This is a genomic window from Paenibacillus sp. JCM 10914, from assembly GCF_001315105.1.
GTDB lineage: Bacteria > Bacillota > Bacilli > Paenibacillales > Paenibacillaceae > Paenibacillus_AQ.
Window position 1 is genome coordinate 87,543 of record NZ_BAZR01000017.1, and the last position, 18,131, is coordinate 105,673.

An 18,131-nucleotide genomic window follows, 5' to 3' on the forward strand; every position below is an offset into this window, starting at 1 on the left:
CATGGATATTAGAAATATGTGGATCATACCGCTTGCAGTGGTAACCATTCTGTCAGGATGCAGCGGCAGCTTAAGCGCATCTTCGGAAGAGATTATGTCCAATGTGCTGCAAGACAGTCCCGGACAGGAAAACTACAAAGGCGAAGGTGAATTCAAGCTCTATATGAATGAAGAACTGACGGATCAGTTCTCCTTCGAGGAATTCGCCAGTAGTGACGGAAAACGAAAGATCATTACAGTAGATAAAAGGAATGAAGATCAAATATCGTATACGCTGAATGACGGAAGCCGGTTGTTAATCTATGAGGAAGGAGGCAGTCAGGCGCAGACGCTTAATATTGCGGGCACGGAATTGCCAGTCAGCCAAACTCAGAAAGAACAGCTTACCGCCATGCTGGAGCGTATGAAGAATACGCATACGTTTGAGGTGGTGGGCGAGGAAGAGCTGCTTGGGCATACCACGTACCATTTGAAGATAACAGCCAATTCCAAAGACTCGCTGCTGGGGGACATGGAGCTGTGGGTAGATCAAAAAACCTGGTTCCTGGTCAAGTCAAAGTCCATCTCCGGTGATGTCCGTTCCGAAGTGACCTATACCGCTCTGGATTTTACGCCGACTTTTACTGAAGATACCTTTACCCTTGATCTACCGGAAGGTGTTGACATCGTAGATATCGAGGCGGAGAATCCTACACAGACCGGGACTGTGAAAGAGGCCGCCGCAGCACTGGGAGAACCGTTCCTGGTCTTCCCGGATGGAGATCAGACAGTTGAGACCGTGGAATGGAACGTATACGGTGGGGAATTGAACCGGACGGAAGTTACGGTCTACTATACCAACAACGGGGTTCCGACGCTGACGTTATCGGTGTTCGATCGCCCCGCGGATGCCGAACTTAATGGAAATGTAACGGTTCGTGGCATGCCGGGTGAATATACGGAAGAGATTCGTTGGCTCAGTTGGGACGAGGGCGAACTGCGCTACGGAATCCTCATCGATCATCCCGATCTGGCGAAGGAAGATGTGATGAAGCAAGTAGAGGGCATGGTGCTCAGCGATGAACAGTGAACCAGATAGATGAGCCGCTTGCGAATGTGACAGCTCCTGGTCAGGGATCTCGTTTGGTTACTCATACTATTGAAAAAAAAGGTCAAGCAAGACTCAGTGGAGTCTTTGCTTGACCTTTTCGATTCGAGCTTTCCTGGTCGCGGGCACCGTTTTTTCGGATGCTTTACATAATTAGGCTGCTTTTCTCCCACAATAGGGATAAGTCAATTTCGGCATATTACGAAGGAGTGGGAGGGGCGAGAAGATGCGGAGTCATTATCGCAAGATCATGGTATTGTTATTCACGGCATGTCTAGGTATGAACGGAGCTGCCATCGGATATGCAAGCGGGCAGCTCAATGAAAGCAATGAGAGTCATACTATGATTCAAGCATTAGATCCTGCTAGTCAGCCTGTGCCATCGGTATCCAAGCCGGAGAAGGAGCTGGGGGCGAGGAAGCATAAACTGGCTGTGATCATCGATGATTTTGGCAATAATCAGAAGGGGACCCAAGAGATGCTGGCCCTTCCGGTGAAAATTACGGTTGCTGTTATGCCGTTCCTGCCATCAAGCAAGAAGGACGCGGAGGCTGCGCATGCACAGGGTCATGATGTGATCATTCATATGCCGATGGAACCGAAGCAAGGACGTGCTTCCTGGCTTGGTCCTGGTGCTATCTTGAGTTCTCTGACCGATGAGGAGGTTCGGAAACGGATGGAAGAGGCTATTGATTCGATTCCCTACGCAATAGGCGTGAACAACCATATGGGTTCGAAGATAACAGGAGATGAAAGGATCATGTCTATCGTGCTGGACGTGTGTAAGGAGAGAGGGCTGTTCTTCATCGACAGCAAAACCAATTACCGCAGTGTGGCAGGCAAGCTGGCAGCAACAAAGGGACTGCCGACCGTTGAGAACGATATTTTCCTCGACGACGTTCACACCGTGGACCACGTAAATCAGCAACTTGCGGCCGCAGCCCAGCATGCGACACAGCAAGAATACTGTATCACGATAGGACATGTCGGTGTGTATGGCACCCGCACAGCGGAAGCGATTCAGCGTTCCATTCCGGCCTTGCAGAAAAAGGTTGATTTCGTGGGGATTAGCGATCTGGTGCGCGAGCGCTCCAGTTGGAGACCCGATCCACTTCCGCTTCATTAAGTGATCAAATCCAGAATAGCCTTCCAGGTCCTGTGCGGGAACATCGGCACTTGGACAAGGAAGGCTATTCACATGGTCTGGGACCCGAGACATTAATGGGTTCGTGTGTCTTTCAGTTTGAATTGCCCCACGAGCTGCTGCATCGATGTGGCGATAACCTTAACATTGTCGGACGTATATCGGATACTCTCAATCTCTTGTGTAAGCTCCAGTACCTTGCTCTCTACATTCTTGGAAATTTTGCGATTCTCCTTACTGACCGAAGCAATCTTCTCCATCAGCTGAACCACCTCATCCACCGCCTGATGCTTCCGCTGATCGTCCTCGGCGGCAGCGGTCAGCAGTTCGGATGCAGCAGATACGAGCATATTCCCTTCCTGCACGACCTTGGTCCCTTCCTCCATGGATTGAAAAGCTTGCTCGGCATCCTTATATATGTGGCTAATGATGCTGTGAACTTGCTCCGTCGATGTTCTGGTCAATTCCGAAAGTTTGCGAATTTCCATCGCCACGACCGCGAAGCCTTGTCCATGTTCACCCACTCGGGCAGCCTCAATGGAGGCATTCAATGCAAGCAGATGCGTCTGGGAGGAAATCTGCTCGATCGCTTGCAGCACGCTGCGGATCTCTTGCACCGTACGCATGAACGTGCGAATCGTCTGGTTCGTCTCCTCGACTTTGGAGGAGATGTGGGACATCTTGCCTCCAATGCGGATGACTTCGTTCTTGGCCACGTCGATCTGCTCGCTGGCTTGCTGCTCCAGCAGTCTTAGCGTCTCGCGCATCTGTTCCGCGCTGTCTTTCACCGCATCGATATCCTGAAGTTGGCTGCGCATGCTGCGGATCATCTCATTGATGTTGGTGCTGACCCGGCCGCTGATGTGACAGTATCTGCCGTCGTATCATTCATGATTTGTTGACTGGAGGACACATCGCCAGCCGTTAACTTCACCTGAATCATAATGCTCTCAAGCGAGTCGATCATATTGTTGATCCATTTGGCGAGCTCGCGTGTCTCGTCGTTGTCGAATGTATTGGGGTGGAGCCGCTGGGTCAGATCGCCTTTGCCTTCTGCATTGATGCGAATGAAGCGGCTAATGTTCCGCAGGCGTTCCGCCACGCGCCCGATCTCCTTGCGTCCGACCAGGCTAGAGGTTAGAAGCCCTGTGATCAGACAAGCCGCTCCCCCAATCCATGCAGCTATGATAGGAGCGGTGTAAGCGGCCGCCAGGTATACGATGACGGCCATGATAACGCTAAAGACAAGGGTAAGCCAGTTATGCAGTTTCGCAAAGCGTAAGCGAATACCGCGAATTCGGTAGACCTCTTCAAGATCACCTTCGCACATCATGCCCCAATCATCGGGACAATGAGGCAGTCTAAAGGTGACGCCCTTGCCTATAACGGGGATGTGACGATAATCGGAGTAGCCTGGAAATGCAACGAATAGATTATTACCGTTCTGAATTGTATTAGCAACACCAGGATGGAGCTCGCCGGTGGCAGGGTCTGTAAACATAATCTCCAACTCGGTATGTTCTTTCACAGAGACCGTGCCCCAATTCGTGGTAACCCCGTCCTTAAGATTCTCCCCGTGCGTGAAGGTTCGGTCCTCAAAGCGGCTTCTGGACAAGGCGGTTCCCGGAGCGATATGCAGATTAAGATTTGGCTTCGCCATAAATATATAGTTATCCCCCGAATCCGGATACACATGGCCGGATTCACGTTGAATCAGGTCGCCGATCACGTCACCCGGTACTCGGCCACATAAGATACCGGCAAATTGACCGTTAACACGCAAGGTATGCATGAATAACAGCGTCATTTGGTCATGAAAGGTAGAAGTTCGCGGGCCGATTGAACTCGTCATGGCGTCTGCGTATGGACCATATAGCAATTGATCAGTTGAAGTGTTGCGAAGGTTCGTTATGGCGATACCCAGAACGCTATCGTCACGATACATCGTGCCAATATGTGGCGTATATGTAGAGAATGTGACTTTGCCAGCAGTATTCAAAAGAAATAATTCAGTAAAATCTTCAGCTCTTGAATACAACGATTGAAAAAGCTGTTCCTGGTTTAATTTCAAGCCAGCTTCTGCGGACATCTCTATGCCGCTATCTCCCAGGTTTAGCTTGTCCCATTGCTCTTTCAATCTTTCGATGTGTCCCCAATACTCATGGCTCCACGAGAAGAGAAGTTCTTTGCGCGTCTCGGCAATGCCCTCAAAAATCTCCTCGACATCCTTCTCAAGGTTGCGATTCAACCGCCAGGAAACCCAGAGCGGAAGTCCTTGCCGAAAACCTAACCAATCAAACATAGCGATCTCCCCCAATCCCTATTGTCGGTACATGCTTTGTTCTAATCTCTGTTTATGTTAGTTATACTATCATAATTCCCTGAAATTTCTACTAAATTTTTCGCAAAAATGATTCTTTTTTCACTTTAATGTCAATTTATCTTACATTAAATGAGGTGAATTGCCTAGTCATAGTTAGGAAAAATGGTCGAATATATAAAAAACAGCCCCATTAGAGGGCTGTCAGGTAGCTAATAATCCCATCTGCAATCGCTTCGGCAATGCGCATTTGACCATTACGGCTCGTAAGTAAATCACGGTCTTGCGCATGACTCAGGAATCCCGTTTCTACAATGACGGCCGGTACATCGGTCGTATTCAGCAAATAATAGGGTTTGCCCACCATGATCGTGTTGTGATTACGGTAAACCTGATTTAGTTGATCTTGAATAATCGCTGCGAGCGCAGTACTGCGGCCCTCCGCTTGATGAAGGACGATCCCGCCGCCCTTGGACGGATTCTTGCCCCAGTTAACATGTACACTAACGACCATTTTCGTAGGCAGTTCTTTGCTTAACTGTTTACGCTGTGACAGATCGCGCCGATGTCGCGAAGATGTGCGATGCCACCGATTATCGTCACTGAGTGCATAATCGGCGTCGCGATTCAAGACACAATGGTATCCCTCTTGACGCAGCAGCATAAATAGTCGGCGGGATATCGCCAAATTGATATCCTTCTCCAGAATGGTTCCGTAGGAAGTGCCGCCATCAATACCGCCATGACCGACATCAATGAGAATGACATCGTAGGCGAATGGGTGGAGGTGCCGAGTTTCTACGTTGTTTCTGTTCACATCGGAAGTAGGGGTGACTTCGGGTGTCTCGGTTACAAGCCTGCTGACGGGGATCGTGGTAATGCCAGTAGCTGCTTCTGCTGCAACGGGGGACGGAACCACAAGGGCGAGCAAAAGCACCCACATCCCTGCCGTTTTCATCATAATGATTCCTTCTTTCGAATGAGTGTCGGTCTGATTAGAATGTGCAACTTTCCGGATTTCATGCGATCGTGCAGCATATGGAGGTCTAGGATCTGACCGAATGGAGCAAACTATTAGCGGGACGTGGATATACCTTAAGGAGATGATGATATGGCTAGCGGAGATGAACTGATTAAATACATTACGGAACGTGTTGTTCACTATATAGATACACCTAGGGAAGTTCGACGAAAGGCGAAGGTGAAGGAAGCGTGGACAACCAAATGGTTCGGCATGATTCCGTTATCGGTCTCCATATGGAAGCAGGATGTTACGAGTAAACGAAAAAAACGTTCCAAATGAAAAAAAGGACGCTTCCCAACTGCGGGAATACGCGTCCTTTTTTGTTAGGTTTGTGATAATGACTGGGGATAGACGTAGAACTTGCCTTCGCCAATTAACTGCGACCCCGGAAGAAAACGAAGTGTGTCTGTATGGGCAAGCGGGACGGCAACGTAAGTGGCTCCTCGGTTGTCGGCGTTCTTTGAAATCCAGCGATGCCAGCCCGTTATGTTGAACGGCGCACCAAACGCAGCATTACCGTCCTGCGAGCGAAAGGTTAAGACCCGATGCTGCTCCAGCAAGCCTCGAAGCTCGGTACTGCTGTGGGCGGGAAGGTCCGTTGTTGTCAGCCACATTAGATTGTCATACGGATTATCGCTATGAGAACGAGGGGCCAAGGCTGTTTGTCCTACACGCCAAGCATCCATTGTCATGTCTGATGACGATACCACTCCCTTAACCTGACCTGTACCGCCGGACAGATCTCGCTTGTAGCTCGTTAAGGTCAGTGATTGCTGTTCAGGCAAGCGCTCATAATTTAGTGCGTTGATATAAACGGGCGGTTGATCGGGAAGCTCAATCTGCCATAAGGGAGACACATTGTAGAGCATACGGACCGTACTTCCTGTCGGCAAACCGCCACCTGCCCTCATAAGCCCTTCTGCGACAAGCCGCTCACCGAGTGAAGCCTGGCTGTAGGGAAGCGTGGTTCCGATTCCGTATTCGCTAAGAATATATCCGCCATCTTCGGAGGCGCTGATGATTAGGTACCATTGCGGGATATCTTGCGCTGTTATCGTGACAAGCCAGCCATGCGTTCCCGGGCCGAGTGGGGTATAGGTCAACTTAGCATCGGCCCATGCCGTGAACGGTGCGTGCGCTGATAATCGGGATACCGTCTCCTCTGCAAATTGCGTCAAACTTTGAGGAGTGGATGCTTGTATGATCTGACCCCCAGTAGGAGGATCCTGTGTAGTAGCTTGAATGGAACGTATTAACGGCCTGTTCGGCCAATGGCGCAGTAGTATGAACCAAATCGGCCCAGACTACGCCGCCCAGTGAATGCATCACGGACAGCCAAATCATCGAGGCCGCCAAGGTTGACGAAGCTGTACGAACGCTTTTCCTAACGGATGGGAATGCTATCCGTTGTAGATCAGATTGCTTATGCTTCCAGAACTTCAAGGGCTTTACCGCCTTTCCTTGGTTCTTGCACGCCATGGATATGGTGATGCCCTCATCATATCGGACAAGCCTTGCAAAGGCTGTTGCAAGATGTCGCGCGCAGATGCGGGAGCAGGGTTCTTTTTTTGCCTGCTTTTGTAGATGGGCGTCATGTGGACGCATTCACCGGCGAACAAAGATGGAATAATCCGCAGGTTATGGTGGACAGGCTTACTTTAGGCTCATATTGCCATTGCATCTCAGAGCGGCGATTCTGATACTGTGCTTCAATGAGCGCTTTTTTCTCCTCATCCTGCTCCTTCAACAGATCTTCATAATACCCGTCGATCACGAGCCATTCATCCTCAAGCCGTTCTCTGGCCAGCGATGCCCACTCGTAGTCGAGCTTACTCAATTGTTGAATCAAATGATTCTCCAGTATGGAGGCTGCTTCCTTCAGAGAGAGGATGGCTGGGCGAACGTGTACACTTTCGGGCAAGCGTGGAGTGAGGTCACGTCCTTCAAGAATGCCCGGGAAGTTAGCACTGATTGCACGGCTGGATAGCGAAATACCGAGATAATACAATTCTTCGCGCTTCAAATCGCAGCTGAATTCCACCTTAAAGCATACGCCGAGCCACTGTTCATAGGGCGTTGAGCGGCTCCTTGGCCCCGGCTCTTTATCCCTCTGCTGAAACAGGTATAGACATTTCCCTTCTTCTCGCGAAGCATTCCAGATCTGGTTAAGTCGCTGCTGCCGTAGCCTACGTTCTCCCGCTGGATCCGTCCCGGCCCGAGAACGGGCAGGATCGGGGCATTACCGTAATAGCGGGAGAGAATCTGATCCTGGGCAGGCGCGGCTAGTTTGGACTCAGTGTCGGCTTCCTTCGCCTTGGCTAACCGTTCGTCATAAGCTTCGGAATCAAATACAAAGTTGAACGATAAGGTCTCCGCCGGAGCGCCTGTACGCTCTACAAAGCCCCAATAATAAGGGCGGTTCGTAAGCGTTTTATCCGCTTGCGGAGACAATTTGACGGTGATATGCTCGGGCGACTTCTCGATGACGGTGCATTCGGTGGCTTCTAGATAAGCCATGAAGTGCTGCTGCACTTCCTGCGGCGTCATGGTCATATTAGGCTTCTTCCTCTCGTAAGGTTTCGATTTGGCTGCTCTCTTGCTCTACATCCTGCTTGATATCGTGAAGCGATTCTCCGAGCTTGTTAATACGCTGACGAATTTCGTCCTCGTTGCCAGCTTCCAGCATGATTTTGTACAGGCTCTTCTCGATGGATTCTTTTTTCTCGAACCGCTCTAGAATTACGTCCAGTCCTCCGATGACCATCTCGAACATATTGATCTTCTCATGCAGCAGGTTAAGAATATGCTCTTCAATCGTACCGGTCGTGGACAGATTGTAGATCTGTACATCATGTGTCTGTCCGAGGCGATGCACACGTCCGATTCGCTGCTCTACCCGCATCGGGTTCCATGGCAAGTCGAAGTTGATCATATGGTGGCAGAATTGCAGGTTGATGCCTTCACCACCGGCCTCGGTCGCGATCATGACCTGGGCACGACCGCGGAAGAGATCCATCATCCAGTCTTTCTTCCCGCGGTTCATGCCGCCCCGATAAGGTACGCAGATCAGCCCGTGATCGCGGAAGTAATTTAACAGATATTCCTGTGTCGCCCGGTATTCGGTGAAGATAATGACCTTCTCGTCCATCTGCTTGATCAGCTCGATGGTCTTCTCGGCTTTGGTGTTGGACTTAATGGCTTTGATTAAATAGACAAGTTCCCATATTTTCTCGCGGAGCGGAGAGTCCTCCGGAAGTTTCTTGGACAGATTAACGAGAGTGACGAACACCGCATCGCGGCTGCTGCAAACTTCCCGCTGCAGCGTAACGAGGGAGAGCATGCTGCTCAAATTCCCGCCCGCTGCCTGATACTGGTCTTTGACGAAGGAAGTGACCCCGTCGTATAATGACTGTTCTTCGGGTGAGAGGGTAAGGGCGACGTTACGAACCGATCGTTTGGTGAATTTCACCTCACCCTCACCGCGGCGGTTACGAATCATCACCTTGGCGAGTTCCTCTTTAAGCTGGTCCTGATTCTTGGGTCTGCGTTTATCGACCACGAAATTGGCCGCGAATTGCCCTTGTCCACCCAATTGGCCGGGCTTGAGCAGCGTGATGAGATTGAACAGTTCGCTCAGATCATTCTGCACGGGGGTTGCGGTCAGCAGCAGGCAGTATTTTTTGCGCAGCTTCTGTATGAATTGGTAGTTGGATGTCTTTTTGTTCTTAAGTTTATGGGCCTCATCAATGATGAGCATATCGTACTCCTGACTGAGGAGAAGCTCCTGGTGCGGATCGCGCTTGGCCGTATCCATTGAAGCGACAACGATATCATTGCCCCAGGAATAAGCTTTCTTCTGTGCGACAGCCGGAATTCCGAATTTGGAATTCAGTTCACGTACCATTGCAGCACGAGGGAGGCAGGGACAAGGATTAGCACTTTGGTTACCAAACCGCGAACGATGTATTCTTTGAGAATGAGACCGGCTTCGATGGTCTTTCCAAGCCCCACTTCGTCGGCAAGGATTGCGCGACCCGACATTTCAAACAGCACTCTTCTGGCCGTATCGGTCTGATGCGGAAGCGGGGATAGTCCGTTCAGGTGCTTGAGACATTGCAGCTCATCAAAGCTTGTAACCAATCGGGACTTCTCGCCCTCTAGGGCAAGCTGTGACAAGCGGTGGTCGCCCCACGGTCCCCCCTTATCCAGTCGGCTGTCCAGGTCCTCAAGCCAGGAACGATCGATCTGCAGCGGTACAGGCAAGCGCGGGTCGATGGTGGTGTCTGAATCAGCTGACGGCTGATAATTCATTTGAGATTTCCTCCTAAAGATGAAAGATTTACGGTCCATGGCGTATATGTAGTATGGACGAAAAAGAGTATCTTCATAACCGATGCGCCCATCCGAGAGACTACTTGGTTAGGGTGGAACTTAAAGAGAGCGCATGATTGTTGGATTTGGAGATTTTCACGTTATTTTTCATAGGCTCTAACAAAAAAGAGAGCGAGAGGAAGAACGCGGAAGCTGGAGGTTATGTTGGTGGGGTTGCTGCCTTAATTTTCACATTATTGGCATAGTTAATCTATATATAGTGTAGTATAATAAAAATACATCAATATATATGGTTTGGCGGAATATTTCTATATGTTTGATACGCTACATAACAGGCTATGTGTTGCCTGGGAAGCAGTTGTTCTAGTTCATATTTTATATAGGAGGTAGTTGCGCTTGAGTACGATGCAGAATCAGCGGCTGGAAGGTTTAAGTGAGAAGATCTTTTTGGACCGGTATGCTTGGAAGGATGCGGACACCAACAACGCTAAGGTTGGCGATGTAGTGCTGGCCTTGACGAAGGATGATCCTAAGTTTCCGACGAAGGAAGTTGGCGAGATCGTGAAGCGCGAGGGTCGCAAGGTCACCGTGAAGACACGTAAGGGCGAGCTTGTGGAATCGAACGTGGAGAAGTTGACGTTAACCATCGAGAAGACACCGGAAGAAATGTGGGATCGGCTTGCATCCGCTATGTCATCGGTAGAGGCAACACCGGAATTGCAAGAGGAGTGGCGCGGCAAGTTCCGCGAGATTCTGGATGATTGGAAGCTGGTGCCAGGCGGGCGTATCGCCGCAGGTGCAGGCGCAAGCGATGAGTTAACGCTGTTTAACTGTTACGTGATTCCTTCGCCTAAGGATAGCCGCGGGGGCATTATGGAGACGTTGACGGAGATGACCGAGATTATGGCTCGTGGCGGCGGTGTTGGGATCAATCTGTCCTCGCTGCGTCCTCGTCGTGCGATTGTAAAAGGCGTGAACGGCTCTTCCAGCGGTGCGGTGTCCTGGGGCGGCTTGTTCAGTTATACGACAGGGTTGATCGAACAAGGCGGAAGTCGTCGCGGTGCCTTGATGCTGATGATCAACGATTGGCATCCGGACGTCGTCGATTTCATCACGGTCAAGCAGACGATGGGACAAGTTACGAATGCCAACCTGTCGGTATGCGTGTCCAATGATTTCATGAAGGCCGTGAAGGAAGACCTGGACTGGGAGCTTGTGTTCCCGGACACCTCCGATCCAGACTATGACGAGTTGTGGGACGGGGATTTGGATAAATGGAAGGCCGCTGGACGCCAAGTGATCCATTACAGAACCGTCAAAGCGCGCGAAGTATGGCATACGATCATCGAATCGGCATGGAAATCGGCTGAACCGGGCGTTGTCTTCATGGAATACTACAACCAGATGTCCAACAGCTGGTATTTTAACCCGATCATCTGCACGAATCCGTGCGGTGAGCAGGGGCTTCCCGGTTGGGGCGTCTGCAATCTGTCCGCGATGAACCTGTCGAAGTTCTACGATGAAGCTAACCACGATGTAGCCTGGGATGAGCTGGCGACCACAACGCGTTATTCCGTGCGGTTCCTCGATAATGTTATCGACCGGACGCCATACCATTTTGCAGAGAATGAAGAGAATCAGAAGAATGAGCGCCGGGTGGGCCTTGGAACGATGGGTCTCGCGGAACTGATGATCAAGCTGAATATTCGTTACGGCAGTCCGGAATCGCTCGAATTCCTCGACAAGCTGTACGGCTTCATAGCTCGTGAAGCGTACCTGGCTTCTGCTGATATAGCGGAGGAGAAGGGTTCGTTCAAAGCGTTCGATGCGGAGTTGTATCTGCAAAGCGGATTTATGAAAAACATGGCTGAGGTATATCCTGAAGTGGCCGAAGCAGTTCGTGAGAAAGGTGCACGTAACGTAACGGTGATTACCCAGGCGCCTACCGGTAGTACGGGCACGATGGTCGGGACTTCAACAGGCATTGAGCCATATTTTGCCTTCAAGTATTTCCGTCAAAGCCGACTGGGCTTCGACGAGCAGTTCGTGCCGATTGCGCAGGAATGGTGGATAGTCATCCGGGTGAAGAGCTTCCGGATTACTATGTCACAGCGATGAGTTTGTCCGCCGAGGATCATATTCGGGTCCAAGCCGCGATTCAGCGGTGGGTTGACAGCTCGATCTCGAAGACGGCTAACTGTCCGGCAGATTTCACCGTCGAGGACACGAAGAACCTGTATGAGCTGGCGTTCGATCTTGGCTGTAAGGGTGTTACGATTTATCGCGACGGCAGCCGCGACGTACAGGTGCTACAAACCGAGAAGAAGGAAGACAAAGCCACAGCCACGGAGGCTGTTATAGCCTCTTCACCAGATACGGCTCTGGGGCAAAGTGCAGCAGGTCAAACTGCCGAAGATGGAGTAGGCGCTCAGCCGGCAACAATGGAACCGGCTGTTCAAGCTATTGCGGCTCCAGGCAAGAGCGGGCTCGACAAGCAGTACAAGAAGCGCCCGCAGGTGCTGCGCGGAGCAACGTATAAGATGAACACGCCGTTCGGGATGGCGTACATTACGATCAACGATCTGAACGGCATTCCAAGCGAGATCTTCCTCAATGTCGGCAAGGCCGGATCGGATGTGTTCGCCATGGCGGAGGCGCTCGGCCGTGTCTGCTCGCTGTTCCTCCGTTACGGGGATCACGGCAACAAGGTGGAACTGCTGATCAAGCATCTCAAGGGCATCGGGGGCACCGGCGCGATCGGCTTCGGCGCGAACCGCGTGGAGTCTATCGCGGATGCGGTCGCGAAGGCGCTGGAAACGCATGTTGCCAGCGGCGTGGAGGAGGATCATGACCATGATCCGGCACCGGTCGCGGCCACGATGGCACCGCCTGATGCAGGCGATGCCGAGGCGACGACAGCCACAGGGTATGGCGGACATGGCTCACATACAGGCAGCAGCACCATGTCACTCGATCTATGTCCATCCTGCGGCGGTGCATCCTTGATTAATATCGAAGGCTGTAAGACGTGCGGGAACTGTGGTATAGTAAGTGTTCTTAAGGGATTTATATAGATGAACTTTAGATGTGGAGGACTGAGGAATGGCCGTTTTATGGTCATTCCTCTTTTTATTTTGAGTTGATAAGTTAGGAGAGACCCCAGGTACAAATGAGAGGCAGTTCGTGCTGAAAATGGTTGGTCCATAAATTAAAATTAAAACGCTTTAATTTTATGATTGACTTTCATATAACACAATTTTACAATCCATATATAAGCGCTTTCAAAATGGGAAGGAGCGAAGGGAGTATTTGGGGGACGGGATTTGTAACACCAAAAGTTAAAGCGTTTATATTTCGTGAATCGGAAAATCAACTATAACCGAAAGGCAGTGATGAACATGAAGCTTCGTGATTCCTACAAGCCTTACCCGCCAGCAGCCATGATTTCCATTATCGTGCTGGTATTTGCCTTGATCTTATCCCTTACATTGGCCCCGGTCGGGCATGCCGCAAGCGCGGGGAGTGGAGACGGTAAGGATAAACCGCTTCGGCCATTCCCTCAGCATATGAGTTATGCGGAAGGAAGCATCAAGCCAAGTCATGTGACCCAGAAGCAAATGGACGCTGAAGTTGCTTTGCTGTACGACCAATATAAGCTGAAATATATAAAGAAAAACCCGCACAACAGCAACCAGTATTATGTCTGGTACAACGACGGTGGTTGGAACGGGGATGCTATTACGGTATCTGAAGCGCATGGCTACGGCATGATGATTACCGCGCTTATGGCTGGCCATGATTCGGAAGCGAAGAAGATATTCGACGGCATGTACCGGTTCTTCCGCGCCCATCCGAGCGAGATTCATCCTGATCTGATGGCTTGGCAGCAAGCTGACCGCGACGGTGCGATCATCGATGTGAACGGTACAGACTCCGCGATCGACGGCGACATGGACATCGCTTATGCGCTGCTACTAGCAGATAAGCAATGGGGCAGTTCCGGTGCGATTAATTACAAGAATGAAGCGGTCAAAGTGATTAACGCAATCATGGAAAGCGAAGTTCATCCAGAGCATTTTCACCTGCAACTTGGCGATTGGGTTCCGATTTCCGACAGCGAGCCGAGCTTCAAACCGGCATCCCGTCCCTCGGACTTCATGCTTCAGCACCTGAAGGAATTCTATAAAGCTACAGGCGATGAGCGCTGGCTCAACGTAATCGAGACTACATACGGCATTATCCATGATGTACATACGTCGTATAGTCCGCAGACCGGCTTGCTGCCGGACTTTGTCTATCGTGATTTGGACGGTACTTATAAACCCGTATCGGAATTTGAATGGACGTCGGAGAGCGGACATTTTCTGGAGTCGGAGTTTGACGGAGCGTATAATTACAACTCCTGCCGTACGCCTTGGCGAATTGCATCCGACTTTCTGCTCACAGGCGATAAAAGAGCGTATGATCAACTGTCGACATTGAATAAATTCGTATCTGAGAAGCATAACGCGCCGCACGAAGTTTGGTCGGGCTACTCGCTTGACGGCCAGACGAAGCTAAGCGAATGGGATGGCGGTCTTGAATTTACAGCACCGTTCATGGTCAGTGCGATGATCGACAAGAGCAATCAGCAATGGCTGAACGATCTGTGGGATTATCATACGGAAGAAGCGAACTCGACCGCGGTCGAATGGCGTTATTACTATGGCAACTCGATTCGTCTGCTCAGTATGATCGTCGTCTCCGGCAACTGGTGGTCCCCGACGGGCGTAGCGGCAACCGATATTGCCGGTCATGCCGCAGAAGAGGATATTGTGAAATCGCTTGCAGAGGGTGTTGTGAACGGATATCCGAACGGTAAATTTAAGCCGGATGAAGCGTATCGCGCGCGGAGTTTGCCGTTATGCTGGCGAAGACGCTGAAGCTCGAAGGGGATGGCGCAGCGCTGCCGTTCGTGGATCAAACGGCTATCGCGCCTTGGGCCAGCCGTTCTGTAGCCCAAATTGCGCAGGCGAGAATCGGGGAGGGACTTTTTGGCGAGCAATTCCTACCGTCGCAAAAGCTGACGAGAGCGGAAGCGGCCGTATTGCTGGCATCGGCGAAGAAGCTGGAGCTGGCCACGGAATCCGCATCAACTGATTTCACTGATGATGCAGATATTCCTACTTGGGCCAAACCAGCGATTGTGGCGTTGAGTGAAGCGGGTGTCTCGTTATTCCAGCCCCAATCCTCGGCTTTCGGACCTGATGCATCGCTGACTCGCGGTGAAGTTATTACTTTATTGAGAACGCTGCTTAGCACCTAAAATATTTATTCGATCCGTGCAGGCGGCGGGACTGCCAACTTCACTCAAAATGTGATATCGTAATGACATACGCGGTATTATCGCAAGGAGAGAAGAACGGATGAAAGTGAATATTTTTGATGTGGCACGGAAGTCGGGATTATCGGTTGTAACCGTATCTCGGGTCATCAATCATGCCGGAACGGTACGTGAGAAGAACCGGATCAAGGTGCTTCAGGCGATGCAGGAGCTTGGTTATTCCCCCAGCGCCGCCGCACGAAGTCTGGCCCTTGGCAAAACAGGCGTGATCGGCATTGCGATCATGACGCTGAACGACTCGTTCCTGGATGCGGTTGTGAAGGAAATCAATGATAAGGTGGCGGAGCATCATTATTTGATGGCGCTCTTCATTTCGCAAGCGGATGAGAATGATATGAACAATGCTATATTTCAAGAGGATCGGGTAGACGGGATGATCGTCCTTTCCCCGATTAACGAAGAGCGGTATGAACAGAAATTGACGCGCAAAAATATTCCGTACGTGCTCGTCGACAATCAGAAGGATAACTCGCTTGCACCGTCCGTACAGGTTGATAATTTCCGCGGCGGTTATGAGGCGACGAAGCATCTGATCGATCTTGGCCATGTCTCCATCGCTCATATAAGCGGTCCGAGCTCCTTCCTTAGCAGCAAGGAGCGGGTTCGCGGCTATCAGGAAGCGATGGCGGAAGCGGGGCTCGAGTGCCGTATCGAGCAAGGGAACTTCGACATTCCGTCCGGTTATCAAATTGCTGAAAGCTGGATTGCATCAGGCAGCCTGCCGACGGCGGTCTTCGCCGGAGATGATATGATGGCCTTCGGGGTGATGGATGCCCTGAAGAACAACGGGCTTCGCATACCGGACGACATGTCGATCGTCGGATACGATGATCAAGTGTTCGCGACGCAGTTCCATCCATGGCTCACGACCGTACGCCAGCCAGTCGAAAGTATCGGCGCCCAGGCCATCGAGCTGCTACTCAAGCAGATCAGGCGCAAAAAAGATACGGAAGACAACGAGGTGAAACACCTCAAGCTTCAACCGGAGCTGATTGTCAGAGCATCTACGAGCATGTTTGAGGGAAAGTAGATGTGAGGAATGGGGTTGGTGTGGACGTTATAAACGATAAGTCGATAATGAGGTTTCATAATAGTTGTAACAGTTAAGGCTCCGAAGCACAGAAGACCTGCAGCAACGTCATGGGATGACATGACTTGCTGCGGGTCTTTTTGGTTTTCGATAAGAGGGAACAGGTAGGCGGGTTGTAAGGAGTGAAATTGGCGATCAAGCGCGAATGAAAGGGGCACGTTCTGGTAGCCTTCTTAATCACCTCGTGCCAGTTATCGCCTCGTTCGTTAATCCCCTCGGGCAAAAGGCATTCTTTCAGCAGGTTTAAGGATGTCTTAGAGTACAGATCCTTATAGATTCTTTTATTTGTCAATAGCAAATGTCAAAAGGGTTCGCAGTATTCTTCCAGTTTTAATCAGCTAGGAAATGTTTATACTCCTATTCCAAAAAACAACAAAATAATGTATAATATTACCTGCAATGTACCATTGTACGTTTTGTCCCATAACATAGTAACTGTAGTCAGCTGAAATTTATAGTTGAATATTGTCGAAAACACTTAAGTTTTTGATGCCGCCTCAATAATAGCGAAGGTGATCGTTTTGAGATAACCCCTTGAGCAGCCACGGTTCCGAAAGCTTTCACAGGGGGAATGCGCCAATTTTGTGTACTCTCGGGACAGGTTCGATTTTTCATTACTTCTGACACAGTCCGGAATTTTTAAACGCAGCGGTGTACCGGCTTGGTCTCCGGCTGTTCGTCTGTTGTTCAAATGAGCGATCTCGCCTGCAAGATGCGCTTCTCGAAATGTTGTTTAAGCCTAAAGGTCTCTTGGTTGACAGATGTACAAATCATAGAAGAAGAAACTCAACAACAAACGACCACCCGAGATCGGCAAACTGATTTACATAACGAACATGATCGAGAGCTACCACCGGTAGCTCCGCCATGTGACCAAGGGAATAAGTATATTCTTAACCGATGAATTCTTGCTTAAAATGCTCTATCTGGCTACGATCGATGTCACCCGTAACGGACAGGCTGTGTCTTAGTTCGAGCTGGTAACTACTTGTGTTAAAGACGCGCAAATCCCCCTCGGGGATTCCTTGGTAAAGGACGCCTCTTGTTCTAGAAGCAGTTCCAACATACTTTTTGGTATCTTACACTCGAACCGCCAAGACTTATTTATTGGGTTAGATCCATGGCTTCAACATCTCGTAGCTTTTAACTGAATCATGATCTTGCCCCGCCATCAATTCAAAGCGAAGCGGGTTGCCAAGTGCACCAACAACGGCATGAATATTAGTCGTTAATCTGCCTCTGGAGCGTCCCATAATCTGAAATTTCTGCCCCTTTTGCCCCGGCTCCATGCTGATGTACGCGTACAATCGTAGCGTGGATCATCACATTTATAAAAATCAAGTTCAATAGAAACATGCTCTTAGATTTGATCCCCAATTCCAGCCTTCTGCCAGCTACGAAACCTGCTGTACACCGAGGACCACGAGCCATAATATTTGGGTAGATCCCTCCAGGGTGCCCCGGTTCTGGCTACCCTAAACAGCGCGTTTAACATCATCTTATGATCTTTCGGACGTCTTTCTCCTAGTTTTTTTATAGGCAGGGGACAGTATGTCTTTATGATTTCCCATTGATCGTCTCTTATTTCGTATCGTCTCTTCATGTCCTTAATTTCTAGTTTGCTCCAACTAATCAGGAGTTTTGTAAATAAACCGTTTATTAGCACTTGCGTTCATCCTTATTTAATTTTAAAGGGGTTATTCAAAGTGGCCAATGAGGATCAAAATCGCAGAATATCCAAATTAAGCGAA

Annotated in this window: 12 protein-coding genes and 3 pseudogenes; 7 read left to right on the forward strand and 8 right to left on the reverse strand. The window is 50.2% G+C overall.

The genetic code is table 11. The features are described 5' to 3' along the window. The first annotated feature begins 1 nt into the window (after position 1). Both JCM10914_RS18025 and JCM10914_RS18030 read left to right on the forward strand, forming a co-directional pair. On the forward strand, positions 2 to 1,069 hold the full coding sequence (locus JCM10914_RS18025) for a DUF2092 domain-containing protein (RefSeq protein WP_023963527.1): 1,068 nt from the start codon (positions 2 to 4) through the stop codon (positions 1,067 to 1,069). 244 nt (positions 1,070 to 1,313) lie between these two features. Then, positions 1,314 to 2,213, forward strand: coding sequence for a divergent polysaccharide deacetylase family protein (locus JCM10914_RS18030; RefSeq protein ID WP_023963528.1), 900 nt, complete (start codon positions 1,314 to 1,316; stop codon positions 2,211 to 2,213). Between the two features lie 92 nt (positions 2,214 to 2,305). Here JCM10914_RS18030 and JCM10914_RS31945 read toward each other — a convergent pair whose 3' ends face one another. The 3 genes from JCM10914_RS31945 to JCM10914_RS18040 all read right to left on the reverse strand — a co-directional run bounded on the left by JCM10914_RS31945 (position 2,306) and on the right by JCM10914_RS18040 (position 5,512). After that, positions 2,306 to 3,049 (reverse strand): methyl-accepting chemotaxis protein, encoded by a 744-nt coding sequence (locus JCM10914_RS31945; protein ID WP_023963529.1) that lies wholly within the window; start codon positions 3,047 to 3,049, stop codon positions 2,306 to 2,308. An 8-nt stretch (positions 3,050 to 3,057) separates the two neighbouring features. Beyond that, positions 3,058 to 4,533, reverse strand: coding sequence for a methyl-accepting chemotaxis protein (locus tag JCM10914_RS18035; RefSeq protein WP_023963530.1), 1,476 nt, complete (start codon positions 4,531 to 4,533; stop codon positions 3,058 to 3,060). A 211-nt stretch (positions 4,534 to 4,744) separates the two neighbouring features. Next, on the reverse strand, positions 4,745 to 5,512 hold the full coding sequence (locus tag JCM10914_RS18040; RefSeq protein WP_023963531.1) for an N-acetylmuramoyl-L-alanine amidase: 768 nt from the start codon (positions 5,510 to 5,512) through the stop codon (positions 4,745 to 4,747). Between the two features lie 150 nt (positions 5,513 to 5,662). On the opposite strand from JCM10914_RS18040, the gene JCM10914_RS18045 reads away from it, so the two are divergent. Beyond that, positions 5,663 to 5,854: a YqzE family protein gene (locus JCM10914_RS18045; protein WP_023963532.1), complete on the forward strand. Its 192-nt coding sequence runs from the start codon at positions 5,663 to 5,665 to the stop codon at positions 5,852 to 5,854. Positions 5,855 to 5,898: 44 nt separating this feature from the next. Here the strand turns inward: JCM10914_RS18045 and JCM10914_RS18050 are convergent, their stop codons facing one another. The 3 genes and pseudogenes from JCM10914_RS18050 to JCM10914_RS31445 form a co-directional block, all read right to left on the reverse strand. After that, on the reverse strand, positions 5,899 to 6,753 hold the full coding sequence (locus JCM10914_RS18050) for a hypothetical protein (RefSeq protein WP_023963533.1): 855 nt from the start codon (positions 6,751 to 6,753) through the stop codon (positions 5,899 to 5,901). Between the two features lie 413 nt (positions 6,754 to 7,166). Beyond that, a pseudogene (locus JCM10914_RS18055) lies at positions 7,167 to 8,128 on the reverse strand (YqhG family protein). 1 nt (position 8,129) lies between these two features. Continuing rightward, positions 8,130 to 9,886: pseudogene (locus JCM10914_RS31445) on the reverse strand (DEAD/DEAH box helicase). A gap of 426 nt (positions 9,887 to 10,312) precedes the next feature. Between JCM10914_RS31445 and JCM10914_RS18065 the strand changes: the two are divergent. The 4 genes and pseudogenes from JCM10914_RS18065 to JCM10914_RS18080 all read left to right on the forward strand — a co-directional run bounded on the left by JCM10914_RS18065 (position 10,313) and on the right by JCM10914_RS18080 (position 16,320). Next, positions 10,313 to 12,968 (forward strand): annotated as a pseudogene (locus tag JCM10914_RS18065) (adenosylcobalamin-dependent ribonucleoside-diphosphate reductase). Positions 12,969 to 13,305: 337 nt separating this feature from the next. Then, entirely contained in the window at positions 13,306 to 14,829 is a 1,524-nt protein-coding gene (locus JCM10914_RS18070) for a glycosyl hydrolase family 8 (protein WP_023963540.1), read from the forward strand. Then, complete coding sequence (locus JCM10914_RS18075) at positions 14,811 to 15,212, forward strand: S-layer homology domain-containing protein (protein WP_023963541.1); 402 nt, start codon at positions 14,811 to 14,813, stop codon at positions 15,210 to 15,212. Before JCM10914_RS18070 ends, JCM10914_RS18075 begins: the two co-directional genes overlap by 19 nt. A gap of 100 nt (positions 15,213 to 15,312) precedes the next feature. Continuing rightward, positions 15,313 to 16,320: a LacI family DNA-binding transcriptional regulator gene (locus JCM10914_RS18080; protein ID WP_023963542.1), complete on the forward strand. Its 1,008-nt coding sequence runs from the start codon at positions 15,313 to 15,315 to the stop codon at positions 16,318 to 16,320. 1,172 nt (positions 16,321 to 17,492) lie between these two features. Here the strand turns inward: JCM10914_RS18080 and JCM10914_RS28965 are convergent. Together JCM10914_RS28965 and JCM10914_RS31950 are read right to left on the reverse strand one after the other, a co-directional pair. After that, on the reverse strand, positions 17,493 to 17,669 hold the full coding sequence (locus JCM10914_RS28965; protein WP_023963543.1) for a hypothetical protein: 177 nt from the start codon (positions 17,667 to 17,669) through the stop codon (positions 17,493 to 17,495). A 71-nt stretch (positions 17,670 to 17,740) separates the two neighbouring features. After that, positions 17,741 to 17,983 (reverse strand): transposase, encoded by a 243-nt coding sequence (locus JCM10914_RS31950; RefSeq protein ID WP_370570264.1) that lies wholly within the window; start codon positions 17,981 to 17,983, stop codon positions 17,741 to 17,743. Between the last annotated feature and the right edge of the window lie 148 nt (positions 17,984 to 18,131).

What these genes read in the sequence shown, in the direction of transcription:
- JCM10914_RS18070 (WP_023963540.1), top strand. Translation starts at nt 13,306, where the DNA reads ATGAAGCTTCGTGATTCCTACAAGCCTTACCCGCCAGCAGCCATGATT.
- JCM10914_RS31945 (WP_023963529.1), bottom strand. Translation starts at nt 3,049, where the DNA reads ATGCGCAGCCAACTTCAGGATATCGATGCGGTGAAAGACAGCGCGGAA.
- JCM10914_RS18035 (WP_023963530.1), bottom strand. Translation starts at nt 4,533, where the DNA reads ATGTTTGATTGGTTAGGTTTTCGGCAAGGACTTCCGCTCTGGGTTTCC.
- JCM10914_RS18075 (WP_023963541.1), top strand. Translation starts at nt 14,811, where the DNA reads ATGCTGGCGAAGACGCTGAAGCTCGAAGGGGATGGCGCAGCGCTGCCG.
- JCM10914_RS18025 (WP_023963527.1), top strand. Translation starts at nt 2, where the DNA reads ATGGATATTAGAAATATGTGGATCATACCGCTTGCAGTGGTAACCATT.
- JCM10914_RS18045 (WP_023963532.1), top strand. Translation starts at nt 5,663, where the DNA reads ATGGCTAGCGGAGATGAACTGATTAAATACATTACGGAACGTGTTGTT.
- JCM10914_RS28965 (WP_023963543.1), bottom strand. Translation starts at nt 17,669, where the DNA reads ATGGAGCCGGGGCAAAAGGGGCAGAAATTTCAGATTATGGGACGCTCC.
- JCM10914_RS31950 (WP_370570264.1), bottom strand. Translation starts at nt 17,983, where the DNA reads ATGAAGAGACGATACGAAATAAGAGACGATCAATGGGAAATCATAAAG.
- JCM10914_RS18030 (WP_023963528.1), top strand. Translation starts at nt 1,314, where the DNA reads ATGCGGAGTCATTATCGCAAGATCATGGTATTGTTATTCACGGCATGT.
- JCM10914_RS18040 (WP_023963531.1), bottom strand. Translation starts at nt 5,512, where the DNA reads ATGATGAAAACGGCAGGGATGTGGGTGCTTTTGCTCGCCCTTGTGGTT.
- JCM10914_RS18080 (WP_023963542.1), top strand. Translation starts at nt 15,313, where the DNA reads ATGAAAGTGAATATTTTTGATGTGGCACGGAAGTCGGGATTATCGGTT.